25 protein-coding genes and 1 pseudogene are annotated in these 23,782 nt (G+C 72.8%); 5 read left to right on the top strand and 21 right to left on the bottom strand.

Annotated features, from left to right (window positions below):
* Nucleotides 1-88 precede the first annotated feature (88 nt).
* Nucleotides 89-1,048, bottom strand: coding sequence for a polysaccharide deacetylase family protein (locus ACFYSH_RS02505; RefSeq protein ID WP_359469721.1), 960 nt, complete (start codon nt 1,046-1,048; stop codon nt 89-91).
* A 90-nt stretch (nt 1,049-1,138) separates the two neighbouring features.
* On the opposite strand from ACFYSH_RS02505, the gene ACFYSH_RS02500 reads away from it, so the two are divergent.
* On the top strand, nt 1,139-2,353 hold the full coding sequence (locus ACFYSH_RS02500) for a methyltransferase domain-containing protein (protein WP_388750454.1): 1,215 nt from the start codon (nt 1,139-1,141) through the stop codon (nt 2,351-2,353).
* On the opposite strand, the gene ACFYSH_RS02495 is transcribed toward ACFYSH_RS02500, so the two are convergent.
* The 7 genes from ACFYSH_RS02495 to tsaB all read right to left on the bottom strand — a co-directional run bounded on the left by ACFYSH_RS02495 (nt 2,354) and on the right by tsaB (nt 6,488).
* Nucleotides 2,354-3,004 carry a hypothetical protein gene (locus ACFYSH_RS02495; protein WP_359469603.1) on the bottom strand — a complete coding sequence of 217 codons (651 nt, stop codon included), beginning with the start codon at nt 3,002-3,004 and terminating at the stop codon, nt 2,354-2,356.
* Between the two features lie 53 nt (nt 3,005-3,057).
* Nucleotides 3,058-3,330, bottom strand: a complete 273-nt coding sequence (locus ACFYSH_RS02490) for a DUF1876 domain-containing protein (RefSeq protein ID WP_104791830.1) — start codon at nt 3,328-3,330, stop codon at nt 3,058-3,060.
* 87 nt (nt 3,331-3,417) lie between these two features.
* Nucleotides 3,418-3,879: a VOC family protein gene (locus tag ACFYSH_RS02485; RefSeq protein ID WP_359469600.1), complete on the bottom strand. Its 462-nt coding sequence runs from the start codon at nt 3,877-3,879 to the stop codon at nt 3,418-3,420.
* 101 nt (nt 3,880-3,980) lie between these two features.
* Nucleotides 3,981-4,256, bottom strand: coding sequence for a hypothetical protein (locus tag ACFYSH_RS02480; RefSeq protein ID WP_359469597.1), 276 nt, complete (start codon nt 4,254-4,256; stop codon nt 3,981-3,983).
* Nucleotides 4,253-5,353 (bottom strand): tRNA (adenosine(37)-N6)-threonylcarbamoyltransferase complex transferase subunit TsaD, encoded by a 1,101-nt coding sequence (gene tsaD / locus ACFYSH_RS02475; RefSeq protein WP_359469594.1) that lies wholly within the window; start codon nt 5,351-5,353, stop codon nt 4,253-4,255. Before tsaD ends, ACFYSH_RS02480 begins: the two co-directional genes overlap by 4 nt.
* Nucleotides 5,353-5,844 carry a ribosomal protein S18-alanine N-acetyltransferase gene (gene rimI, locus ACFYSH_RS02470; protein ID WP_359469593.1) on the bottom strand — a complete coding sequence of 164 codons (492 nt, stop codon included), beginning with the start codon at nt 5,842-5,844 and terminating at the stop codon, nt 5,353-5,355. Before rimI ends, tsaD begins: the two co-directional genes overlap by 1 nt.
* A complete protein-coding gene (gene tsaB / locus ACFYSH_RS02465; protein ID WP_388750840.1) occupies nt 5,841-6,488 on the bottom strand; it encodes a tRNA (adenosine(37)-N6)-threonylcarbamoyltransferase complex dimerization subunit type 1 TsaB in 648 nt (215 codons plus the stop codon). The genes rimI and tsaB overlap by 4 nt, the downstream gene beginning before the upstream one ends.
* Nucleotides 6,489-6,623: 135 nt before the next feature.
* Here tsaB and ACFYSH_RS02460 point away from each other — a divergent pair, with 135 nt between their 5' ends.
* The gene (locus ACFYSH_RS02460) at nt 6,624-7,226 is read left to right on the top strand and encodes a hypothetical protein (RefSeq protein ID WP_388750448.1); all 603 of its coding nucleotides are present in this window, start codon (nt 6,624-6,626) and stop codon (nt 7,224-7,226) included.
* A gap of 30 nt (nt 7,227-7,256) precedes the next feature.
* Here ACFYSH_RS02460 and ACFYSH_RS02455 read toward each other — a convergent pair whose 3' ends face one another.
* The 11 genes from ACFYSH_RS02455 to glmS all read right to left on the bottom strand — a co-directional run bounded on the left by ACFYSH_RS02455 (nt 7,257) and on the right by glmS (nt 20,102).
* A complete protein-coding gene (locus tag ACFYSH_RS02455) occupies nt 7,257-7,451 on the bottom strand; it encodes a hypothetical protein (RefSeq protein ID WP_359469587.1) in 195 nt (64 codons plus the stop codon).
* Between the two features lie 135 nt (nt 7,452-7,586).
* The gene (locus ACFYSH_RS02450) at nt 7,587-9,674 is read right to left on the bottom strand and encodes a PQQ-binding-like beta-propeller repeat protein (RefSeq protein WP_388750445.1); all 2,088 of its coding nucleotides are present in this window, start codon (nt 9,672-9,674) and stop codon (nt 7,587-7,589) included.
* A 74-nt stretch (nt 9,675-9,748) separates the two neighbouring features.
* The gene (locus ACFYSH_RS02445; RefSeq protein ID WP_388750442.1) at nt 9,749-11,914 is read right to left on the bottom strand and encodes a PQQ-binding-like beta-propeller repeat protein; all 2,166 of its coding nucleotides are present in this window, start codon (nt 11,912-11,914) and stop codon (nt 9,749-9,751) included.
* 5 nt (nt 11,915-11,919) lie between these two features.
* Nucleotides 11,920-12,864, bottom strand: a complete 945-nt coding sequence (locus tag ACFYSH_RS02440; protein WP_388750439.1) for a serine/threonine protein kinase — start codon at nt 12,862-12,864, stop codon at nt 11,920-11,922.
* Nucleotides 12,865-12,950: 86 nt separating this feature from the next.
* Entirely contained in the window at nt 12,951-13,484 is a 534-nt protein-coding gene (gene tsaE / locus ACFYSH_RS02435) for a tRNA (adenosine(37)-N6)-threonylcarbamoyltransferase complex ATPase subunit type 1 TsaE (protein ID WP_388750436.1), read from the bottom strand.
* Between the two features lie 19 nt (nt 13,485-13,503).
* Nucleotides 13,504-14,730: an alpha/beta hydrolase gene (locus ACFYSH_RS02430; protein ID WP_359469572.1), complete on the bottom strand. Its 1,227-nt coding sequence runs from the start codon at nt 14,728-14,730 to the stop codon at nt 13,504-13,506.
* 51 nt (nt 14,731-14,781) lie between these two features.
* Nucleotides 14,782-15,936 (bottom strand): alanine racemase, encoded by a 1,155-nt coding sequence (gene alr / locus ACFYSH_RS02425; protein WP_359469569.1) that lies wholly within the window; start codon nt 15,934-15,936, stop codon nt 14,782-14,784.
* A gap of 60 nt (nt 15,937-15,996) precedes the next feature.
* Nucleotides 15,997-16,380, bottom strand: a complete 384-nt coding sequence (locus ACFYSH_RS02420) for a DUF488 family protein (protein ID WP_359469567.1) — start codon at nt 16,378-16,380, stop codon at nt 15,997-15,999.
* 37 nt (nt 16,381-16,417) lie between these two features.
* Complete coding sequence (locus ACFYSH_RS02415) at nt 16,418-17,869, bottom strand: NAD(P)H-hydrate dehydratase (protein ID WP_359469565.1); 1,452 nt, start codon at nt 17,867-17,869, stop codon at nt 16,418-16,420.
* A gap of 4 nt (nt 17,870-17,873) precedes the next feature.
* Nucleotides 17,874-18,242, bottom strand: a complete 369-nt coding sequence (locus ACFYSH_RS02410; RefSeq protein WP_145804015.1) for a holo-ACP synthase — start codon at nt 18,240-18,242, stop codon at nt 17,874-17,876.
* 12 nt (nt 18,243-18,254) lie between these two features.
* Complete coding sequence (gene glmS / locus ACFYSH_RS02405) at nt 18,255-20,102, bottom strand: glutamine--fructose-6-phosphate transaminase (isomerizing) (protein WP_388750430.1); 1,848 nt, start codon at nt 20,100-20,102, stop codon at nt 18,255-18,257.
* Nucleotides 20,103-20,327: 225 nt separating this feature from the next.
* Here glmS and ACFYSH_RS02400 point away from each other — a divergent pair, with 225 nt between their 5' ends.
* The gene (locus tag ACFYSH_RS02400; protein WP_359469559.1) at nt 20,328-20,798 is read left to right on the top strand and encodes an HIT family protein; all 471 of its coding nucleotides are present in this window, start codon (nt 20,328-20,330) and stop codon (nt 20,796-20,798) included.
* A gap of 178 nt (nt 20,799-20,976) precedes the next feature.
* Here the strand turns inward: ACFYSH_RS02400 and ACFYSH_RS02395 are convergent.
* Nucleotides 20,977-21,300, bottom strand: a pseudogene (locus ACFYSH_RS02395) (hypothetical protein); the annotation flags it as partial.
* Between the two features lie 68 nt (nt 21,301-21,368).
* Nucleotides 21,369-21,590 (bottom strand): type II toxin-antitoxin system VapB family antitoxin, encoded by a 222-nt coding sequence (locus ACFYSH_RS02390; RefSeq protein WP_388750427.1) that lies wholly within the window; start codon nt 21,588-21,590, stop codon nt 21,369-21,371.
* Nucleotides 21,591-21,728: 138 nt separating this feature from the next.
* Between ACFYSH_RS02390 and coaA the strand changes: the two genes are divergently transcribed.
* Nucleotides 21,729-22,721, top strand: a complete 993-nt coding sequence (gene coaA / locus ACFYSH_RS02385; protein ID WP_359469555.1) for a type I pantothenate kinase — start codon at nt 21,729-21,731, stop codon at nt 22,719-22,721.
* A gap of 18 nt (nt 22,722-22,739) precedes the next feature.
* The gene (locus ACFYSH_RS02380) at nt 22,740-23,702 is read left to right on the top strand and encodes a DUF389 domain-containing protein (RefSeq protein ID WP_388750423.1); all 963 of its coding nucleotides are present in this window, start codon (nt 22,740-22,742) and stop codon (nt 23,700-23,702) included.
* The last annotated feature ends 80 nt before the right edge of the window (nt 23,703-23,782 follow it).

Genomic DNA, 23,782 nt, shown 5'->3' with positions numbered 1-23,782 from the left:
GCGCACGCCCGGACAACGAGGGAGACCGCCGCGGTGTTCCGGGCGACGGAGGGCACGCGCGCGCCGGCCCCGCCGTCGCCCGGATCGCTCAGACGTAGTCCTCCAGCCTGGCCACGGCGTAGCCCTTGTCCGTGACCGTCTTCATCACGCGGCGGATCATGTCGGCCATGGATCCCCCCCAGTCCCCCCGCCCCCGGAAGTGGGTGAGGATGATGTCACCGGGGTGCAGGTCCTGGTCCCACTCCCGCCACTCCATGTGGTCGGGGAACGCCTCGGCGGCCCACAGGGGCACCGCCGTGATGCCGCAGGACTTGGCGACGCGCAGGGTGTCACCGTTGTAGTTGCCGTACGGCGGCCTGAAGAGGGTGGGCCGCTTCCCGAAGTGCTTCTCGATCCTGTCCTGCTCGCCACAGATCTCCCGCCGCTGCTCGGCGGCCGAAAGCCCCGGGAGATAGCGGTGGTTGAGCGTGTGGTTGTGGAGGGTGACGCCCCTGGCCTGCATGTCCTTGAAGTAGCCGTAGTCGTCGCTCACCACGTAGTCGCTGAGGAACGCGCTGTACGGGATCTTCAGCTCCGTCATCATCCGCAGCAGTTCGGGATCCTTCTCCGCCCCGTCGTCCATCGTCAGGAAGACGATGCGTTCCTCGGTGGGCACGGTGGTGAAGACCGGCGGCAACGACTCCCCGCCGTCCACCTCGAACCCCTCGCGGGTCGTGATGCGGGGCCTCACGGAGGGTGGCGCGGGAGCGGTGAGCGGGACCTTCTCCAGGCCCCACTTCCTCGCCGCGGCGACACGGGCCGCCTGCTCCCGCTTCAGCCGCTCGGCCGCTGCCGCGGCGGCGGCGGGGCCCGCCGGAGGAGCGGCGGCTCCCGGGTGGCCGACCGCTCCCGGCTGCCCGGCGGCCGGCCCCTGCCGCACGGCGGCATCGTCGTCCGTCACGTCGGCACACCCGGACGCGGCGGCTCCGGCCAGCAGGACCACCAGAATCGCGCAGACCGTTCCGTGATGCTTCGCGGAGGATTTTTCCTTTTGTCGTACTAGCTGCATGGCGTCGCATCCTGCCATCGGGGCACCGGCCGCCTCCCGCGACACCTCCGGCGGGCCCACCAGGTCCCCCGGCTGGCTCACAATGGACACGTGAACGCCCTCCCCCCCGCCGATCAGGCCGACCCGCTCACCGCCTTCGCCGCCCTGCGCACCCCGGAGGGCGCGGCCCTCCTGGACGAGTTGCGCGACCACGACCCCGCCAGGGAGCTGGCGACCGCGACCCGGCTACGCCGCATGCACCCCGCCGCCCTCGTGTCGGCGGCGCTCGGCCAGGCGCGACTGCGACAGCGCGCGGTCCCGAAGTTCGGGGCGGCGGACGCGTACCGCATGTTCTTCACCCCCGACGGCGTGGAACAGGCGACCCGCACCTCCGTCGCCGGCTACCGCGCCGGGCGGTTCGCGGAGCTCGGGGTGCGCAGCGTGGCCGACCTGTGCTGCGGCATCGGCGGCGACGCCATCGCCCTGGCCCGGGCGGGCATCTCGGTCCTGGCCGTGGACCGTGATGCGCTCACCGCCCGGGTCGCCCGCGCCAACGCCGAGGCGCTCGGCCTCCAGGACCTCGTCGAGGTGCGGTGTGCCGACGTCACGGAGATCGACACGGCGCCGTACGACGCGGTCTTCGTCGACCCGGCACGACGCGGCGGACGGGGCAGGATCTTCGACCCCGAGGCCTACTCACCGCCGCTCTCCTGGGCGACCGAGGCCGCCCTGAAGGCCCCCCGGGCCGCCCTGAAGATCGCACCCGGCGTCCCCCACGAGGCGATCGATCCGCGGGCCGAGGCCGAGTGGATCTCGGACGGCGGCGATGTGAAGGAAGCCGTGCTCTGGTTCGGCGAAGGATTCACCCCCGGCGCCTTCCGGGCCACGCTGCTCCCGTCCCGCACCACCCTCGTCTCCGACGGCCCGCTCCCCGCCCCGCCGGTCGGTCCCGTCGGCCGGTATCTCCACGAGCCGGACGGCGCCGTGATCCGCGCGCATCTGGTGGCCCGCGTCGTGGAGCGCTGCGAGGGCAGGCTGGTCGACGAGACGATCGCGTACGTCACGAGCGACGCGCCGTACGCGTCGGACGCCACGGCGTCGTACGAGATCACCGATGAGCTGCCGTTCAACATGAAGAAGCTGAAGGCACTGCTGAGGGAGCGTCAGGTCGGTGTGCTGACCGTCAAGAAGCGCGGATCGGCGGTCGAACCGGAGGAGCTGCGGCGGAAGATGAAGCTGCGGGGACCGCACGCCGCCACCGTCTTCCTGACCCGGGTGGCCGGGGCCCCGACGATGCTGATCGGGCAGCCGGTGCAGCGGACCTGATCAGCCCTCCACCGTGATCAGCGGGTCCGCCGGCGCCCCGACGAGCACCCGCAGCACCCAGCGCCGGTGGGCGAACGCCTTGACGAGGCCGGTCAGCCCGGTCACCCAGGCGAGGAAGCCGAGCCCCATCAGCCAGGCCACCATGCCGTACGTCTCCTGGCCCGCCCGGGCGGTCGCCGGGACGGCCACGCAGCCGAACAGGCCCACCGCGCAGAGCGTGAACGACGTCAGCAGCCAGGCCAGGCTCGCCCGCGGTCGGCGCAGGGGCACGTCCCCCGACGGGTCGCGGTCCAGTCCGCCCCACTCCACGAGGAGGCGGTGGACCCGCAGGTCCCTGGCGACGCCGACGACCATGAGGACGGCCGCCGGGATCAGCACGGCGGCGCCGACGGCGAGGCAGATGACACCCGGGACGACGCCGAGCGCGTCGTAGGCGTCCTCGAACATCAGGAACGCCGATCCCACCAGGGACCAGCCGAGCGCGGCCAGCCCGCCCCACACCCACAGCACTCCGAGCCTCGCGGGGCCGATGAACATCCGCACCAGCTCACCGAGGATCAGCGCCCGGTCCCTCAACAGGGCGTCGCGGTCGGGCCACGTACGTATCTCCACGGGCGGAGGCGGCGGCGGGAGCGGTGAACGACCGGTCATGACCCAGACATTACCGAGTGCGCCGCCCTCCGGCGGTCGTACGGTCCGTGGGATCAGGTCAGCGGGTACGACGTCCGGCCGGACGCCTCGTCGATCTCGTCGTGCGCCTTGGTGAGCAGCTTCATCGCCAGCTCGTTGAGGGCCCGGGCGCCGGCGATCTCCTCGCCGACCCTCGGCTGCTCCGCGTCGGAGGGATGGCGGCTGGCGTACCCGTGGGCCCGCACCTCGGTCCCGTCACTCAGCCGCACCATCGCGGCCGCGCGGGTCCGGTGGGTGTCCTCCTCGAATTCCAGCTCGATGTGCCATCCGACGGTGGTCTCCATCATGTCGGTCACCTCCCGGGATTCCTGCTTCCAGGGTGCGCCCGTTCCCCCGCCCGCGCACGGCGTGCGCCACGCGGCCGCAAATCCCGCTCAGGCTTCCTGGAGGGCTCTGACGTCCAGCTTCCGCATGCCCATCATCGCCTTCATCACCCGGTCGGCCCGGGCGGTGTCGGGACCGGCGAGCAGCTCGGGCAGCACCCGCGGGACGATCTGCCAGGACATGCCGTACCTGTCCTTGAGCCACCCGCACACGCTCTCCTCGCCCCCCTCGGTGAGGGCGCCCCAGAGCCGGTCCACCTCTTCCTGCGACCCGCAGTCGACGGAGAGGGAGACGGCCTCGGAGAACGTGAACTCAGGGCCTCCGTTGAGAGCGATGTACTCCTGGCCCTCGAGCCGGAAGTCGACGGTCAGCACCGAGCCCGCGTTCGGCGACCCCTCGGTCCAGCGGGTGGTGTCCACGATGCGGGAATCACCGCCGAAGACCGAGACGTAGAACTCGGCGGCCTCCTGGGCCTGGTGGTCGAACCAGAGACAGGGCCTGATCTTCTGCATGGTCTCTCTCCTCACACGTTCCGGTGCGTCTCAGGACGCTGTGAAAGGTAGACCTCCCGCGCGCCGGAAACTCATCGCAACCGGCGCGGCACGGACCCCGCTCAGCCGTCCGCCGGACCCAGGGATTCGAAGCGCCACCGGTGCACCGGCCGGCTGATCAGCCCGTCCTCCGGCTCCGGCAGCTCGGGCAGCTCCGGCAGCTCGTCGAATTCCGCCTCCCACCAGGTCAGCACCAGCACCCGGTCCTGCGGGGCGCGCAGCAGCTCGCTGCGCAGTGGCTCCCGGGCCAGCTCGGCCGTCCGGGACCGGGCCCACTCCAGCAGTTCCGTCCCCCGGCCTTCGGCGGCACGGGCCTCCCACATCAGGGTGACCGTCATGAGTAGAGGTTGTCCTTGCTGATCTCGTGCACATGGTCGTGGCCGTGCGCATGAGCACCCGGCACATGGGTCTCGGTCACCGGCAGCGAGGAGTCCGCCGAGAGGTCCAGATCGGAGACCGGGCGGTTGCGCGCCACCATCTCCGCACCGAGCGCGGCGACCATGGCCCCGTTGTCCGTGCACAGTCCCGGCCTCGGCACCCGAAGCCGGATGCCCGCCTTCGCGCACCGCTCCTCGGCGAGCGCCCGCAGCCGCGAGTTGGCCGCGACGCCGCCGCCGATCATCAGGTGGTCGACGCCCTCGTCCTTGCAGGCCCGGACGGCCTTGCGGGTGAGGACGTCCACCACGGCCTCCTGGAAGGACGCCGCCACGTCCCGTACGGGAACGTCCTCCCCTGCCGCGCGCTTCGCCTCGATCCAGCGCGCCACGGACGTCTTGAGGCCGGAGAAGGAGAAGTCGTACGCGGGATCGCGTGAGCCGCTCAGCCCGCGCGGGAACGCGATCGCCTTCGGGTCGCCCTCCTTCGCCAGCCGGTCGATGACCGGGCCGCCGGGGAAGCCGAGGTCCAGCACCCTGGCGATCTTGTCGAACGCCTCGCCCGCCGCGTCGTCGATGGTCGCGCCCAGCGGCCGTACGTCGTTCGTGATGTCCGGGGCCAGTAGCAGCGAGGAGTGACCACCGCTCACCAGCAGGGCCATCGTCGGCTCGGGCAGCGGGCCGTGCTCCAGCTGGTCCACGCAGATGTGCGAGGCGAGGTGGTTCACCCCGTACAGCGGCTTGTTCAGGGCGTACGCGTACGCCTTGGCGGCCGATACGCCGACGAGCAGCGCCCCGGCGAGCCCGGGACCGGCCGTGACCGCGATGCCGTCGAGGTCACGGGCGCTGATCCCGGCGTCCTTCAGGGCCCGCTCGATGGTGGGGACCATCGACTCCAGGTGGGCCCGGGAGGCGATCTCCGGGACGACACCGCCGAAGCGTGCGTGTGTGTCGACACTGGACGCGACGGCGTCGGCGAGGAGCGTCGTCCCCCGCACGATGCCGACGCCGGTCTCGTCGCAGGAGGTCTCGATACCGAGTACGAGCGGTTCGTCAGCCATCAGTCTGTCTCTGTTCCTTGTACGGTCAGGCGCATGACGAGTGCGTCGATGTTGCCCGGCTGGTAGTAGCCCCGGCGGAAGCCGATGGGTTCGAAACCGAAGCGTTCGTAGAGCTTCTGCGCGCGGGTGTTGTCGACACGGACCTCCAGGAGCACGGCCGCGCACTCGAAGGCGGTGGCGTGCCGGAGCAGGTCGGTCAGGAGTTCGGAGCCGAGGCCGCTGCCCCACTGGTCGCGGCTGACCGCGATCGTCTGGACGTCGGCGAGGTCACCCGCCGAGGCGAGGCCCCCGTAGCCGACGATCCGGCCGTCCGCGGGGTCCTCGGCGACGACGTAGCGGTGGGTGGCCCGGGGCCCGCGGGCGCGGGCCAGTTCGGACCAGAACATGCCGGCCGACCAGGCGTCCTCGGGGAACAGCTCGTGTTCCAGCTCCAGCACCGGCGCGATGTCCCACCAGCGCATCTCGCGGAGCACAGCGGTCGCGGTGGTCACTTGGGGGTGACCACCTTGTAGTTCTTCGGGACCTGGGCGTCGGGCCTGCGCAGATAGAGCGGCTGCGGCGGCAGCAGGGCCTCGCCGGCGGCCAGTCGTGCGGCGGCCAGGGCGGCGAGCGCGGCGGCGGAGACGTGCTCCGGCCCCCGGGCGTCCGGGAATGCCTCGGGGTAGAGCAGCGCGCCCGCGCCGACGACGGGCAGTCCGACGAGCCGCCGGGCGATGTCGGCGGGCCTGTCGACGGCGGGTTCACCGTCCCGGGTGCGGGAGTCCTCGTACCGCGCCCAGTAGACCTCCTTGCGGCGCGCGTCGGTCGCGACGGCGAACGGTCCTTCGAGGCCGTCCCGGCCGGCGGCGTGAGCGAGGGCGTCCAGCGTGCACACGCCGTGCACCGGCACGGAGAGGGCGGAGCCGAAGGTCGCCGCGGTGACCAGGCCGACGCGCAACCCGGTGTACGGGCCGGGGCCCACCCCGACGGCCACGTCGGTCACGGCGTCGAGCTTCACCCCGGCCTCGGCGAGGACCCGGTCGACGGCGGGCAGCAACAGCTCCCCGTGCCTCCGGGCGTCGACCTGGCCGGTCTCGGCGACGACGGAGGTCCCGTCGTGAAGGGCGACGGTGACGGCGGGGGTGGCGGTATCCATGGCGAGCAGCAGCACACAAACAGCCTACGGCTCCACCGACTCGGCCAGGGCCGCCCGTGCAGCGTCCCGGTCCGCCCTTCCGCTGCTGGTACCGTCGCCGGGTATACGCGTGTACGACATAAATGCTTGTACGACATGCACCGGACGGCATGCAAAGGGGACCTCACGGTGGCAAGGGGCAGCTCGGGAATCGTGGCCGGGCTCACTGCCGCGGCGGTGGCCGCGGTCTGTTTCCTCGCCTACCAGGCGTCGGCGAACGCGCCCGACTCGGTCGCCGCCCCCTCCGCGGAGGCCTCCAGGGCTTCCGTCTCCCCCTCCGCGAAGCCGGAGCCGAAGCCGAAGCCCACGAAGGATCCGCTCGCGATCCCTGCGGACTCCGACACGGGAGCCCGCGTCGTGTACGCGCTCGGGGACCGCCGGGTGTGGGTCGTGGACGACAAGGAGAAGGCTCTCCGGACGTTCACCGTCATGCCGAGCACCGTGAATCCGCCGCCCGGCGTGTACGCGGTGACCTCGCGCTCCGGCAGCATCAAGGGCTCGGACGGCGTCATGATCGAACACGTGGTGCGTTTCGCGAACGTCGACGACGTGTCCGTGGGCTTCAGCGCCGCTCAGGACAACTCGATGAAGAGCCCCGACCCCACGACCCGGACCGGGGGCGTGCGGATGAAGCGGGCCGACGGCAACGCGTTGTGGACCTTCGCCACGGTCGGCGTGAAGGTCGTCGTCGTCCCGTAGGTACGCCGTGCCCGGCGGCCGGGCCGGGGGTCAGGCCGCGTCGCGCCCGACTTCGTGCTGTGCGTCCTCGGTGTCGTCCTCATCGGCGTGCTCGTCCCGGGGCGGCGTCGACACCGCCGTCGCGGCCGCGCAGGAGGCCAACAGGTCCTTCATCGACACCGCGGACACCGACGGTGGCTCCGCCTGCGACGACTGCGGCTGCACTTCACGCTCGGGTGCCGGCATGGATGCCTCCTCGGGCTCGACGAGAGACGTGGTTAGGTAGACCTAACCACTCCCTGTACTCCATGTGACCACGCCGGGCACCCCTGGCGCAACATTTTGCCGACGCCCTGTCGGCATGGCAGCCCGAGCGGTCCCTCAGAACACCGGCAGGGCGGTCAGCGCGTCACCGTCCACGACGAAGACGCGGTTGGCGTCGGCGGTCAGCCAGTAGCGATCGGGGTTCTCGATGAGGCGGAACACCCACGGTTCCCGGTCGTCGGCCAGATCGATCACGTTGATCCCGCCCTCCGTGTCGTTCACGGCGACCGACCAGAAGCCGTCCCCCTGGACGACGAGCGGGCTCGGCGCATGGCACTGGAGCAGGCCGGCGTGGACCCAGTCGGTCGGCGCCCCGTCCTTGGTGCTCAGGCGCTGGGGATAGCCCAGGTAGGCCGCGTACACATGCGTACCGTGCACCGTGGGAGGGCCCCAGTACGGCGTGACCTCCGACGCCTCGGGATTCGCCGAGACCCAGCGCTCCGCACCGTCGCGGGCGTGCACGGCCCGCAGGTGCTCCCCGGTCACGAAGACGGTGTCCTCGGTGGCCGCGAGCCCGGGCCGCCCCTCGGCCTGGTCGCGCAGTTCCCACGCCGCGCCGCCGTCGTCGGTCCGGACCGCGACGACCGTCCCGCCCGCTGCGGCGACGATCAGACGCCCGGCCGCCGTGACCGCGCGGGGACCGGGTTTCGCGCCGAGACCGGCTCCGGCGTCGACGGACCAGCGCACCTCGCCGTCCGCCCGGCCGACACTCCGCAGCCGTCCGTCGTCCGTGACCACGTACACCGCTTCGTCGTCCGCCGCGAGGACCCAGGAGGCGTCAGCGGCGGCGGTCCACCTGGGTTCGCCCGTCGACGCCACGAACGTGCGCAGGACGCCGTCGCCGTCCGCCGCGGCCACCAGCTCGTCGGACAGCGACACGTACCGGCGTACGGACTCGGTGCCGGGCGCCGACCAGCGGAGCTTCCCGTCGACGACGGCACGTGCCGCGATGCCCCCGTCAGGAGCGCCGACCACGACGACGTCGCGCACCGGCAGGGGTGCGGGACTGTCGTCGCCGAACACCGAGGTCCGGCGCCACAGGGGCTCGGGCGCCACGCCGAAGACGTAGTCACCCTTCTCCGCGGACAGGACCGGTGCCGTCGGTGTCTTCACGGCCGGGGGGATGCTGAAGGGGTCCGGATCACCACGGCCGTTCAGCCACAGGGCCGTCCCCCCGCCCGCGGCGGCGATCCCCCCGCCGACGACGAGCGCGGTCAGCAGCCTCCGCCGCGGCACCGAACGGCCCGGACCCACGTCCACCGCCGTGGTGAGCTCATGGAGACTGCGCCGGCGTGCCGAGACGTCCTTCGCGAGGGGGCCGTGCCGCCAGACACGGTCCGCGCCGCGCGGTGGATCGAAGGCCGTGGCGATCGCGTCCGTGGTGGGGCGCAGCGCGGGGTCCTTGGCGAGGCACGGGGCGATGAGGTACCGGAGCGCGTCCGGCACCCCGTCCAGGCGCGGCTCGCCGTGGACGACGTCGTACTGGACGGCGGCGGCGTGCGCGCCGTCGTACGCGCGTCGTCCGCTCGCCGCGTACACGAGGACGGCACCGAGGGAGAAGACGTCGGCGGCCGGCCCCACGCGGTGCCCGAGCACCTGCTCGGGCGCTCCGTACCCGGGCGTCACCGGGACCTGGCCGGTCACGGTGAGCGTGAGGCCGTGCTCGGGGCGTGCGATGCCGAAGTCGATGATCCTCGGGCCGGTGGCGGTGAGCACGATGTTGCCGGGCTTCACGTCGCGGTGCACGAGGCCGGCTGCGTGGATGTCGCGCAGTCCGCGCGCCATGGCCACGGCGAGGGCGCGTACGGCCGGTTCGCCGAGCGGGCCGTGGGCGGCGACCGCCTCGTCGAGGGTCGGCCCGACCAGGAACTCCGTCGCGATCCAGGGCCGTCCGCCCTCGGTCCTGCTGTCGATGACCTCGGCCACGCCCTCGCTGCCGACCGCCTGCGCCATCTGCGCCTCGCGGACGAAGCGCCGGGCGAGATCGGGGTCGTGGGCGAGGTGGGGGTGCAGCACCTTCACCGCGGCGACGGTCCCTCCGCCGTCCCGGCCGACGTACACCTTGCCCATGCCGCCTTCGCCGAGGACTCCGAGGATGCGGTAGGGGCCGAGTCGGATCGGGTCTCCGGTGCTCAGGGGTTTCATGGTCCGTGGGCTTCCCGTGCGGTCGGAGGAGTGGGTGTGCGGCGGCAGCCGGAGGAGCGGGCGTCCGGCGGCGGTCAGAGGAGCGGGTATCCGGCGGTGTAGGCCTCGCCCAGTGCGATGAGCCGCTCGGTCGGTCCGTGGACGAAGTACCGGGCGCGGGGAGCCTCGAACGGCTTGGCCGCCGCGCCGGTGCGGAGGTCGGCGGCGGCGAGGCCGGCGGCGGACGCGCTGTACACGTAGGCGGTGCCCACCGTGGGCGGTGCGTCGGCCTCCGCGTCCGTCCGGTCCGTCTGCGCCCAGACGGCCTCGCCGCTGTCCGCCCGGACCGCGAGGATGCCCCGGCCCTTCTCCACCGTGTAGACGACGCCGTCCTTGACCGCCGGCGGGCCGTGGACGGCTCCCGGGCGGTCCGCTTCATGCCGCCAGGCCACGGCGCCGTCCGCCAGACGCCGTGCGACGAGGCCGTCCGAGGCGAGGTACACGTGCTGTGCGTCGACGGCGGTCCGGGCGCGGTCCAGGGCCGGTCCGCTCCCGTCGAGCGGGGCCTCCCAGAGCAGTGCGCCGGTCCCGGCGTTCCGGACGGTGAGGCTCAGTCCGCCGTCCTGCGCCTGCTGGACGAGGACGAGGTGGTCGCCCTCGACCCGGCCGGACAGGAAGTGGAACCGCTCGGACCCGTCCGGCCTGGCGGGGAGCCGGTGGGTCCAGAGCGTGCCGCCCGTACGGCTGTCGACCGCGAAGAGGAACCAGGACTGGTCCTTGCGGAACCCCTCGGTCGAGTGGCGTCCTTCGCCGCCCACCCCGTGGACGACGGCCTCCGTGGCGCAGAGCAGTTGGGTCTCGTTCAGGCGTCCCCGCAGGTTCGTGAGGCGGGCGACCGTCGCACCGGCGGCTCCCGTCGCCGTGTCGAGGGTGCGGACGAGCAGCGGGGCGTCGTCGTCCAGGGCGTAGTCGGCGATGTACACCCGCCGGCCGTCCGTGACGGTCCGGCGGTGGAAGGACACGTCTCCCTCCGCCCAGAGGGACCGGCCCGTACGGGGGTCGAGGGCCTGCATCATGCTGGCGCTCGCCGCCACGAGGACGCGGTCCTCCAGCATCAGCGGAGCCGGCGGCACGACGGGGTCGATCCCGTAGTCGGACCGGACCTGCCAGAGCATGTCCGACGCGGCAGGCTTCGGGACGGTGGTGCCGCCCTGGCCGGGACTCTCCCGGCTGTGCCTCGCCCACGTCCCGGTCGCCGCCAGAGTCAGCAGGGACACGCCGCCCACGGCCAGGAAACCGCGCCGGGACGACGGCCTGACGGCGGTCCGCACGGCCGTGTCCGGCAGGGCCTCCACGCCGTGCGGCGCTGCCCGGCGGGGCATCACGGCGAAGACCGCCGAGGCGCGCCGGGCGATGTCTCCGAGAAGGGCTGCGGGCAGGTGGTCCGAGAAGTCTCCTTCCGGGGCCTCGAGCCAGGCCGCGAGATCGGTGGCGGTGGGCCGGACCTCCGGGGTCTTGTCGAGGGCCCTGACCAGGATCGGGAGCAGCGCCGGAGACACACCGGTGAGGTCGGGTTCCGCGTAGCGGACCCGGTAGAGGAGGTCGGCGGGCTGCCCGGTCCCGAAGGGCCCGTGGCCCGTGGCCGCGTAGGTGAGGACCGCGGCGAGAGCGAACACGTCACCGGCCGTGGTGTGCTCGTGGCCGGACGCCTGTTCCGGGGACATGAAGGCGGGGGTGCCCGCGGCGGCACCGGTACGCGTGAGGCGGTCGTCGCCGTCGGCGCGGGCGATGCCGAAGTCGATGACCTTGGGCCCGTCGACGGTGAGCATGATGTTGGACGGCTTGAGGTCGCGGTGGACGACGTCCGAGTGGTGGAGCTGTGCCAGTGCCGCGCACAACAGGGCTCCGAGGGCCCGTACGGCGGGTTCCGGGAGGGCTCCGTGTGCGGAGACCGCCTCGTCGAGACCGGGCCCCAGCACGTACTCGGTGGCCAGCCACGGCACCTCGGCCGAGGGGTCGGCGTCGTGGACCCGGGCCCCGTGGACCGGGCCCATGATCCGCGCCGCGTCGGTCTCCAGGCGGAAGCGGCTGCGGAACACGGGGTCCGCGGCCAGGCGGGCGTGCATCGTCTTGAGGGCCACGGTCCGGCCGTCCTGCGAACGGGCCAGGTAGACCGTGCCCATGCCTCCGCCCCCGAGGCGGGCCACCGGGCGGTAACCGCCGCATCGGAACGGGTCGTCATGGGTGAGCGGGGAGAACATGGCCGTCAGTCCCGGGTGTCGTGTACGAGCGGCGGACGGTTTCCCCGGAGGTGCACGGGCCCGGAGGGCTCCGCCGCGAGGACGGCGGCCGCCACCCGGGCGAGGGCCACGGCCACCCGCGGGGGAAGAGCGGTGGCGAAGGGCGCGTCGAGCACGGTGGCCTGCGGACCGCCCGCCACGCCGTGTCCACGACCGTTGCCCGTGGCGAACACGGCCTCCAGCTCCGCCACCGCCGGGCGGTGTGCGGGGTCCCGGGCGAGGCACGCCGTGATCACGGCGCGCAGCCCTTCGGGTATCTCGTCACGTTCGGGAACGGTGTGACCGGTGCTCGCGTACGAGAGCACGGCTCCGATCCCGTGGACGTCTCCCAGCGGACGCGGCCGGCCGCCCGTCACCTGCTCCGGCGGCAGGCTGCCGTGGTCGAGGCCCGGGATGTTCCCGCGGTACTCCCCGTCGGCCCCGGCGGAACGCACCGTGCCGAAGCCCGTCAGCCGGATGCCGACCGGAGTGACCAGGACGGCGGACGGGGTCGCTCCGGCATGCACCACACCCTGGGCGTGCGCGGCTCCCAGCGACGAGACCAACGACGCCCCCAGGGCGCGCACGAACGGCTCGGGGAGCGGCCCTCCGTGGGCGACGAGCGCGTCGGGGAGCGGGAGCGCCACGACGTAGGGCGCCGCGTACCAGGGAGCCGTCGTCGTGCCCCCCACCTCGTCCACCGGGAGGAGACCAGGGACGGACAGGTCGCGGGCGTGCCGTGCCTCGACCGCCCACCGGGCGGGATCCGCACCGGCGCCCGGCAGACAGACGAGGACGGTACGGTCGCCGTCGGCGCTCCGCGCGATGTACCGGGATTCCGGGAGGGCACCCGGGTGGCTTCCGGAGTCGAAGCGTCCCAGGACGGTGTAGGGACCGATCCGGACAGGATCGTCCCCCCGCAGGTGTTCCATGCGTCCGTCCCCCGTGTTCGCGCCGGCCGGGCCCAACCCTACTCAGCCGCCGTCGCACGGCTCACGGCCCCTCCGTGGAAGCGGCTTCAGGCCCCCGCCAGCTCCGCGCCCAGCCCCGCCCAGCGGGCGCCGATCCCGACCAGCGTCACCGTGCGGCGCTCGTCGTCCGTGTCACCGACCGCACGGTCGATGACGACCTGCAGCCGGTCATCCGACAGCTCCTCGACCTTGCCGTCGCCCCACTCCACGACGACCACCGACTCCGGCAGCGACACGTCGAGGTCCAGGTCCTCCATCTCGTCCAGGCCGCCGCCCAGGCGGTACGCGTCGACGTGTACCAGGGCCGGGCCCTCGCCCAGCGGCGGATGGACCCGGGCGATCACGAAGGTCGGCGAGGTGACGGCACCGCGTACGCCGAGGCCTTCGCCGAGACCGCGGGTCAGGGTCGTCTTGCCCGCCCCGAGTTCGCCGGTGAGCATCACCAGGTCGCCGGGGGCCAGTACACCGGCGATCCGGCGGCCCAGTTCCTTCATCTCCTCGGGGGACTCGACGGCGACGTCCAGGGTGACGGTGCCCGGTGCGGCGGTGCCGCGCGCCGGGCCGTTGTGCGCTGCTTCCATGCCGACCAACGGTAGAGGATCAGCGCGTCCCGGCCGGAACCGCTCCGATCCGCACCAGCAGGTCCGCGAGCCGGTCGGTCACCGTCTCCGGGTGCTCCAGCATCACCAGATGACCGGCGTCCGGCACGATGACCAGTTCCGCGTCCGGAAGTTCGTCAGCGATGGCCTCGCTGTGCGAACTGGGCGTCACGAGGTCCTTGTCGCCGGCCAGGATCAGCACCGGGAGTTCACGGAAGACAGGCAGGGCCGCGCTCTTGTCGTGCTCGGTGAACGCCGGATAGAACTCCGCGACCACGTCGATCGGGGTCGACTCGATGAGCCGCTCCGCGAACCGCGCGACGGCCGGGTCCACGTCCCGCGATCCGAACGAATAGCGTTTGATGAGCCCCGCGAACAGGTCGGCGGTCGCCCGCCGCCCGCGCTCGACCAGCTCCGTCTGCGAGCCGAGCGCCTTGAGCACCCCGGGCAGCACCCGGCGCACCGCGTTCACGCCGGCCACCGGAAGCCCGAAGTTCACCTCGCCGAGCTTGCCGCTCGACGTCCCGACGAACGCGACCGCCGCCACCCGGTCGCGGATCAGCTCCGGATACCGGTCGGCGAGCGCCATCATCGTCATGCCGCCCATGGAGTGCCCGACCAGCACCAGCGGGCCCTCGGGCGCCGCCGCGTCGATGACCGCCCTGAGGTCGCGGCCGAGCTGGTCGATGCCGACCGGTACGCCCTCGGCCTGCGCCCTGCCCCGCTCGGACCGGCCGTGGCTGCGCTGGTCCCAGTGGACCGTGCGGACCAGGCCGCGCAGCGCCGCCCGCTGGAAGTGCCAGGAGTCCTGGCCGAGGCAGTAGCCGTGGCTGAAGACGACGGTCAGGGGCGCGGGGTCCTTGCTGCCGAAGAGCCTGCGCCGACGGGGCCCGGAGGCGTCCGGCGTACGCGCCCCGGGGCCGCCGGCCACCCGGCTCGCGGCGCTGTCCGGTTCGATCTCGTCGACCTCGTAGTACAGCTCGGTGCCGTCGTCCGCGACCGCCCGGCCGGGCAGGCCGCGCAGCGATCCGTACGGTCCGGAGGCGTCCAGGGCGAGGCGCGCCTTCTTGCGCATGCCCCGGCCCACGGTCAGCCGCTCCACGGCGACGCCTGCCGCCGCGCCCGCGGCGAGGACGCCTATCGCCGCCCCGGCGAAGCCCGCCCGGCGCCAGCCGGCCGCCGCGACGGCCGCCGTCGCCACCACGTCCTCCGCGCTGGTCTCGCTCACCGTGCCGCGCTCCTTCGTCTAGATCATGACCACACCGCTGGGGCCGGGCTGTCAGTCCCGGCCGGAGTCCTCGTGGAGATGGACGCGCGGGACGCGTGAACCGATGCGCGTGACGATCTCGTACGCGATCGTGTCCGCCGCCCGGGCCCAGTCCTCCGCGCCGGGCTCGCCCCGGTCCCCCGGCCCGAACAGCACCGCTTCCGCCCCCGCCTCCAGGCGCTCGCCCCCGAGGTCGACCACGAACTGGTCCATGGCGACCCGACCGGCGATCCTGCGGACGGCGCCACCGACGAGCACGGGGCCCCGGCCCGAGGCATGGCGCGGGATGCCGTCCGCGTAACCGACCGGCACCAGCGCGAGCGTCGTCTCCTCGGGCGTCGTGTAGTGGTGGCCGTAGCTGATGCCGTGGCCCGGGGGCACCTGCTTGACCAGCGCGACGGAGGCCGCGAGCGTCATGACGGGGCGCAGCCCGAAGTCGGCCGGGGTCCCCAGCTCGGGGCTGGGCGAGATGCCGTACATCGCGATCCCGGTGCGTACGAGGTCGAAGTGGGACTCGGGCACGGTGAGCGTCGCCGGGGAGTTGGCGATGTGCCGCACCTCGGGCCGGACGCCTTCCTTCTCCGCGTACGCCACCATGTCGCGGAACACGCCCAGCTGGGCGGCGATCGACGGGTGGCCCGGCTCGTCGGCGCAGGCGAAGTGCGACCAGAGGCCGGTGATCCGCAGGGCTCCCGCGTCCTCGGCGGCGCGGGCGGCCGAGACGAGTTCCGGCCAGTCCGCGGGCTGGCAGCCGTTGCGTCCCAGGCCCGTGTCGGCCTTGAGCTGGACCCGGGCCGGAACGCCGGCCTCCGTGGCGGCGGCGACGACCTCGTCGAGCGCCCACATCCCGCTCACCGAGACGTCGATGTCGGCCTCGACGGCCTCACGCCACGGGCCGCCGGGCGTCCAGAGCCAGCACATCACCCGGCCGCCGATCCCGGCCGCGCGCAGCGCGAGCGCCTCCTGCGGGGTGGCGGTGCCCAGCCAGGCCGCACCGGCCTCCAGGGCCGCCCTGGCGCAGGGCACCGCTCCGTGCCCGTACGCGTCGGACTTCACCACGGCCATGAGCTGTGCCCCGGACGCACGCGCGCGCAGGGCGCGCACATTGGCGCGCAGCGCGGCGAGGTCGATCTCGGCACGGGCTCTCAGGGTCGCTGTCTCGTTCATCGCGCCCAGTGTCTCAGAGCCGTACGCCTGTGCCCTCGACCTCTGTGCCCGGTGAGGCGGTCAGCGGTGGTCGAGGGCCTGCTCCAGATGGCCGACGAGGACCGGGACGTGGCTGGCCGGGACGTCCTTCACTGCCGTGACGAGGGTGACGGCGCCGCCCCCGCGCAGCAGGGCGAGCAGCTGCTCGACGGCCTCGGTGTGCGCGGGGTCGCCGAGCTCGGTCCGGTAGCGGTCCACGAAGTCGTCGTACCGGGTGTCGGGGTCCTCGTGGTACCAGGTGCGGAGCTCCTTCGACGGTGTCACGTCCTTGGCCCACAGGTCGACCGCCGCGTGTTCCTTGGAGAGTCCGCGTGGCCAGAGCCGGTCGACGAGCACGCGGGTGCCGTCGTCCTCCTCCGGAGGGTCGTAGACCCTGCGTACGCGGATGCCGCTGCCGCTGCCCACCGCCGACCACCTTCCGTTCCCGTGCTTCCAGCCTGGATCAGGCCCGCACGTCCCGCCAGGCGGCCGGTACCGCGTCCGCGACGTCCTGTGCGGTGACCGGCGCCCCGTCGGAGGCCCGGCGCGCCGCGAGCCCGTGCAGGTAGGCGCCCACCGACGCGGCGTCGCGCGGCGCGAGACCCGCGGCCAGCAGCGAGCCGGTCAGCCCGGACAGCACATCACCGCTGCCCGCCGTGGCCAGCCAGGACGTCCCGGTCGGATTGACCCGCACGGGCGTGTCCCCGGGCTCCGCGACGAGGGTCGTCGAGCCCTTTAGCAGCACCGTGGCGCGGTAGCGCGCCGCCAGCTCCCGTACGGCGGCGAGCCGCCCGGCCTCGACCTCCTCGCGCTCCACGCCGAGCAGCGCGGCGGCCTCCCCGGCGTGCGGGGTGAGGACGGTGGCAGCGGTCCGCTCCCGTACGGCCCCGGCGTCCATCAGCCGCAGCCCGTCCGCGTCGACCAGCACCGGGACGTCCGCCGCCAGTACGTCGGACACCGCTCCGGCCGCCTGTGCGCCGTCGCCGAGCCCGGGGCCGACCACCCAGGCCTGGACGCGCCCGGCCTCCGACGGCGGGCCGGGGTGCACCAGGGTCTCCGGGAAGCGGGCGATCACCGCGCCGGCGCCGGGGCCCGCGTACCGCACCGCGCCGGCACCGCCGCGCAGGGCCCCCGCGACGGCGAGCACGGCCGCGCCCGGGTACCGCTCCGAGCCGGCGGCCACCCCGACGACCCCACGCCGGTACTTGTCGCTCTCGGCTCCGGGCACGGGCAGCAGGGCCGCGACGTCGGCGTACTGGAGGGCCTCCAGGTCCGGCCGTCCGGGGAGTTCCGCCGCCAGGCCGATGTCGACGAGCCGGAGCGCGCCCGCGTGTTCGGCGGCCGGGTCGATGAGCAGCCCCGGCTTGTACGCACCGAAGGTGACCGTCGCGTCCGCCCGTACGGCCTCGCCGAGCACCTGGCCGGTGTCCGCCTCGACCCCGCTCGGCAGGTCCACCGCGAGCACGGGCGCATGGCCTCCCGTGACCGCCCGTACGAGCTCCGCCGCCTCGGGGCGCAGCCCGCCGCGGCCCCCGATCCCGGTGATGCCGTCGACGACGAGGTCGACGGGGGCGCAGGCGCCGAGGTCCGGTCCGTCGAGGACCTGCCCGCCCGCCGCAAGCAGCGCGGCAAGACCGGCCCCGTGGACCTTGTCCGGCGAGGTCAGCAGCGCCCGCACGCCGGCTCCGCGCCGGGCCAGCCCGGCACCCGCGTACAGCGTGTCGCCGCCGTTGTCGCCGCTGCCGACGAGGAGGAGCACCCGGGATCCGTACACCCGTCCGTTGCGCCGGAGCAGATCACCGCAGGCCACCGCGAGCCCGGCGGCCGCGCGCCGCATGAGCGCCCCCTCCGGCAGTCGTGCCATCAGCGCCTGTTCGGCGGCCCGTACGGTCTCGACGCTGTACGCATGTCGCATGTGCTCAACCCTCCGCGATCACCACGGCCGACGCCACCCCCGCGTCATGGCTGAGCGACACGTGCCAGCTGCGGACACCGAGCTCGGCCGCCCGCGCCGCGACGGTGCCGCGTACCTCCAACCGGGGCCGCCCGCTGTCCTCGACGCACACCTCGGCATCGGTCCAGAGCAGGCCCCCCGGTGCGCCGAGCGCCTTGGCCAGGGCCTCCTTCGCGGCGAACCGGGCCGCCAGCGAGGCGATCCCCCGCCGCTCCCCGCCCGGCAGCAGCAACTCCCGCTCCAGGAAGAGCCGCTCGGCCAGCTGCGGCGTACGCCCCAGCGCGGCGCCGAAGCGTTCGATCTCCGCCACATCGATCCCGACCCCAATGATCACGCGCTCACTCACTCACTCGACGGTCACGGACTTCGCCAGATTGCGCGGCTGGTCCACCTCTTTGCCCCGGGCGGTCGCCAGCTCGCAGGCGAAGACCTGCAACGGCACGGTGGCGACCAGCGGCTGAAGCAGCGTAGGCGTTGCCGGGATCCGGATGAGGTGATCGGCGTACGGGACGACCTCCTCGTCGCCCTCCTCGGCGATGACGACCGTACGGGCACCACGGGCCCTGATCTCCTGGATGTTCGACACGATCTTGTCGTGCAGCACCGAGCGGCCGCGTGGGGACGGCACGACGACGACGACCGGCAGCCCCTCCTCGATCAGCGCGATCGGCCCGTGTTTGAGCTCCCCGGCGGCGAAACCCTCGGCGTGCATGTAGGCGAGCTCCTTGAGCTTCAGCGCCCCTTCCATGGCCACCGGGTAACCCACGTGCCGGCCCACGAAGAGCACCGTGTCGTGGGCGGCCAGCGACCGGGCCAGTTCACGGACCGGCTCCATGGCCCCCAGCACGCGTTCGACCGCGCCGGACATCTCGGAGAGCTGGCGCACGACGGTGCGGATCTCGTCGCCCCACTTGGTGCCCCGCACCTGGCCCAGGTACAGCGCGACGAGGTAGCAGGCGACGAGCTGGGTCAGGAACGCCTTGGTGGAGGCGACGGCGACCTCCGGCCCGGCGTGCGTGTAGAGGACGGCGTCCGACTCCCTCGGGATGGTCGAGCCGTTCGTGTTGCAGATGGCGAGGACCTTCGCCCCCTGTTCACGGGCGTGCCGGACCGCCATCAGGGTGTCCATCGTCTCGCCCGACTGCGAGATGGCGACGACGAGGGTGCGCGGGTCCAGGATCGGATCGCGGTAGCGGAACTCGCTGGCGAGTTCCGTCTCGCAGGGCAGCCTGGTCCAGTGCTCGATGGCGTACTTGGCGATCATCCCGGCGTGGAAGGCGGTTCCGCAGGCGACGACGACGACCTTGTCGACCTCGCGGAGCTCGCCCTGCGGGATGCGCACCTCGTCGAGGTGGAGGGAACCGGAGCCGTCGGTACGGCCGAGGAGCGTGTCGGCGACGGCCTTGGGCTGGTCGGCGATCTCCTTGAGCATGAAGGAGGCGTAACCGCCCTTCTCGGCGGCCGACGCGTCCCAGTCCACGTGGTAGGCGCGTACGTCGGCGGGCCGGCCGTCGAAACCGGTGACCGCCACCCCGTCCCGGCGCAGCTCGACCACCTGGTCCTGGCCGAGCTCGATCGCGTCCCGGGTGTGCGCGATGAAGGCGGCCACATCGGAGGCCAGGAACATCTCCCCGTCCCCCACCCCCACCACCAGCGGCGAGTTCCGCCGGGCCCCCACCACCACGTCGGGCTCGTCCGCGTGTACGGCCACCAGGGTGAACGCGCCCTCCAGCTGCCGGCACACCTGCCGCATGGCCTCCGCCGGGTCACCGCCCGAGGAGTACGCCTCGGCGAGCAGATGGGCGACCACCTCGGTGTCGGTCTCGGATGCCAGGCCGTGGCCCCGCCCGGCCAACTCCTCGCGCAGCGCCGCGAAGTTCTCGATGATCCCGTTGTGCACGACGGCGACCCGGCCCGCGTTGTCGAGGTGCGGGTGGGCGTTGGCGTCGGTGGGCGCGCCGTGCGTGGCCCAACGGGTGTGCCCGAGCCCGGTGTTACCGGCGGGCAGCGGCCGGTCCTTGAGCTCCTTCTCCAGGTTGACGAGCTTCCCGGCCTTCTTCGCCGAGGCCAGCCCCCCGTCCGCGAGGACGGCGACCCCCGCGGAGTCGTACCCCCGGTACTCCAGCCGCTTCAGCCCCGCGACCACGACGTCCTGCGCCGACTGCGTCCCGACGTAACCCACGATTCCACACATATCGTCACCATACGGCCGGTCCCCCCGGCCGGGGCGGTGCGGAGGCGCCTGCCGCTGCGCCAAAAGTGTCCGCCCCGCCCGTGAACGTGTCGTCAGCCGCGAAGGCTCCGGGGTGGCGACCCCGATCGAGCGGCCTGCGTCCGGCTGGGCACACTCTTCGGACGGCGGAGGAGATGAGGCGTAACCCGGTGCGTGCCCGGCCGTACGGTTCTACGCTCCGGGACCATGACGCCACCCGCGTGTTACCCGTGCGAAAAGGAAGCACAGTTCGACGCACTGCCGCCCCGGGAGCGTGTGGCCTCCGACCAGTACTGGCGGGTGGCCCACGCCTTCGGCACGGCGCTCCCGGGCTGGCTGGTGCTGCTGCCGCGCCGCCACGTCACGGCCGTCCACGACCTCACGGACGCGGAGGCCGCCGCGCTGGGGACGTGGCAGGTCCGCCTCTCCCGGGCGCTCCGCGACGTGACCGGCTGCGACAAGACCTACGTCGTCCAGTTCGCCGAGGCCGAGGGCTTCGCCCATGTGCACTTCCACATCGTGCCGCGTACGGCGGAGCTGCCGCAGGAGCAACGGGGGCCGAGGGTGTTCGAGTTGCTACGGGCCCCGGAGTCCGAGCGTGTGACAGCCGACCGGGCGGACCGGATGGCCCTTGCGCTCCGGGCCCGGCTCGGTCATCGCCACGCGTCGACCACCTGACCAGAGGCGACGAGAACACGCAGATCACGACCGCGCCCGGTGAAGGGCGCACCATCTCGCTGAAGTAGGAGCCACTCAAAGTACGAGCCGTTCCCACTGTGCTTCTGAGGGCCGCTCCAGGACCCGGTCGCCGTGCCGCCGGGCCCCCGCGCGAGGGGGCCCGTCGGCACGGTCCTGCTCAGCGCACGTCGACGAAGTCGCCGGCGGCGGTGGCCGTGCCCGAGGTGGACGAACCGCCGAACGTCCAGCGCCAGTAGCCGTCGACCGATGCCTTGACGGTGGTCTTCAGCGCGCCCGTACTCGACGACGCGGCCGTCTTGACGGTGGAGTAGACGGAGCTGCCCTTCTTACGGAACTGCAGGCTGACCGTCTTACCGGCGTAACCGGTGTACGTGTGCTTCACCCAGTCCGCCCGCTTGAGGCTGCCGGTGACGGTGATCGTCTTGCCCTTCGTCACCGGTTCGGGCGAGTCGTTGACCGTGGCCTTGGCCCAGCGCTTGACACCGCCCCCTTGGCCGCGGTGGTGTCGTGGTAGAGGAACGGGCGCGCGCTCCACGCGGACCAGTCGGATCACCGATGGTCCTTCACCGCACGGTGGCGGCGCTCGGCATCCTCCACAGCACCCCAGCGCTGGGCCCGCTCGAAGTGCCGGCTGATGCGCGCCGCACGGTCCTGCTGGTCCGCGTAGTACCGGAGCGCAAGGTTGACCGCTTCCTTCTTGGTCCTGGCTCTGGACAGCGCCATGGTGCGTTCCAGCGCGTCATCGTCCATGTCGATCTGGGTGACGGACATCCGGCGCCTCACTTCAAGCGATGTGGGTCATGTACAAGCGATCGCAGGCCATCCACAAACAGGCCGCCGCCCGTGCGACCGGGCCCACGTGACCGACCCCACCCCCCACTCCGTCAAAACTCCCGCAACAATGAGTACGTGATCACCTCGCCCGCACGGAGCCCCCGCCGCACCGAGCACGCGCCGACGCCCTACGTCGACCTGACCCGGGCGGAGTGGAGCGCCCTGCGTGACAAGACCCCGCTGCCGCTCACCGCCGAGGAGGTCGAGAAGCTGCGCGGCCTCGGCGACGTCATCGACCTCGACGAGGTGCGGGACGTCTATCTGCCGCTCTCCCGGCTGCTCAACCTCTACGTCCAGGCCACCTCCGGCCTGCGCGGCGCCCTGAACACCTTCCTGGGTGACGCGGGCAACGGGCACGGCGAGCAGCGCGGCACCCCCTTCGTCATAGGGGTCGCGGGAAGTGTCGCCGTCGGCAAGTCCACCAGCGCCCGCATCCTCCAGGCGCTGCTGGCGCGCTGGCCTGAGCATCCCCGGGTGGAGCTGGTGACGACCGACGGGTTCCTGCTGCCCATGAAGGAGCTGGAGGCGCGGGGCCTGATGTCGCGCAAGGGGTTCCCCGAGTCGTACGACCGGCGGGCGCTGACCCGGTTCGTCGCCGACATCAAGGCCGGCAAGGACGAGGTGACGGCGCCCGTCTACTCGCACCTGATCTACGACATCGTGCCGGACCAGCGGCTGACCGTGCGCCGCCCCGACATCCTGATCGTCGAGGGGCTGAACGTGCTGCAGCCGGCGCTGCCCGGCAAGGACGGCCGGACCAGGGTCGGGCTCGCGGACTACTTCGACTTCAGCGTGTACGTCGACGCGCGCGCCGAGGACATCGAGACCTGGTACCTCCACCGCTTTCGCAGGCTGCGCGAGACGGCGTTCCAGAACCCGTTCTCGTACTTCCGCAAGTACACGCAGGTCTCCGAGGCGGAGGCGCTGGACTACGCGCGCACCATGTGGCGGACCGTCAACAAGCCCAATCTGCTGGAGAACGTGGCGCCGACACGCGGCCGTGCCACTCTGGTGCTGCGCAAGGGGCCGGACCACAAGGTCCAGCGTCTGTCACTGCGCAAGCTCTGACTCCGGAAAGGGTGCACCGTGCTGCATCTGCGCCTCATCGTGCCCGCCGACCGCACCGACGAGGTGGTCGCACTCATGGAACGGACCGTGGGAACCGCCCATCTCGCGGTGCTCGCGGGCGCCGCGCGAAGCCCGGTGGGCGATGTGGTCCTGTGCGACGTGGCACGGGAAGCCGGTGACGAACTCATCGGCGAGCTGCGGAGGATGGAGATCGACGACTGCGGCTCCATCACCGTCGAGAACATGGACCTCACCCTCTCCAAGCGCGCCGACGAAGCCGAACGCTCGGCCCCGGGTGAGGGCGCGGACGCCGTGCTCTGGGAAGAGCTGAGCGAGGTGACCCACGAGGAGTCGACCTTCAGCGTCACCTATGTGGCCTTCCTCGCCCTCGCGACGATGCTCGCCGCGTGCGGGGTGATGCTGGACAACGCGGTCCTGATCGTGGGTGCGATGGCGGTGGGCCCGGAGTTCGGTCCGCTGGCCGGCATCTCGACGGCGCTGGTGCAGCGCGAGCCCCGGTTGGTCGCCCGGTCGCTGTGGGCACTGGTCGGCGGCTTCGCCGTGGCGATGGTGCTGACGGCGGGCTTCGCCTGGCTGCTGGACGCACTGGGGCTGTTCACGGAGGACATGGTCAAGGCCGAGCGGCCCAACACCGGGTTCATCTGGCACCCGGACTGGATGTCCTTCGTGGTCGCGCTGCTCGCGGGCGTCGCGGGGACCCTCTCGCTGACATCGGCGAAGTCCGGGGCCCTGGTCGGTGTGGCCATCTCGGTCACCACGGTGCCGGCGGCCGCCAATGCCTCCGTCGCCTTCAGCTATCAGGATCTCCAGCAGACCTGGGGGTCCTCGGGGCAGCTGCTGGCCAACCTGGGCGGCATCGTCCTCGCCGGGACGCTGACGCTGCTGGTCCAGAAGGCGCTGTGGAACAGGCAGCGCGGGACGGCCCCGGCGGACCGGCGTACGGCCGACGTCTCCGGATGACCACGGCCCCTGGTCAGGGGACACGGGACACGGGTCGGCAGTGTCGCGGGCCCCGAAGCTGCCGGACACCGTACAAGCGC

Source organism: Streptomyces sp. NPDC005791, from assembly GCF_042871485.1.
GTDB lineage: Bacteria > Actinomycetota > Actinomycetes > Streptomycetales > Streptomycetaceae > Streptomyces.
The sequence above is the reverse complement of the archived record's forward strand: the minus strand, read 5'-3'. Positions and strand labels throughout refer to the sequence as shown.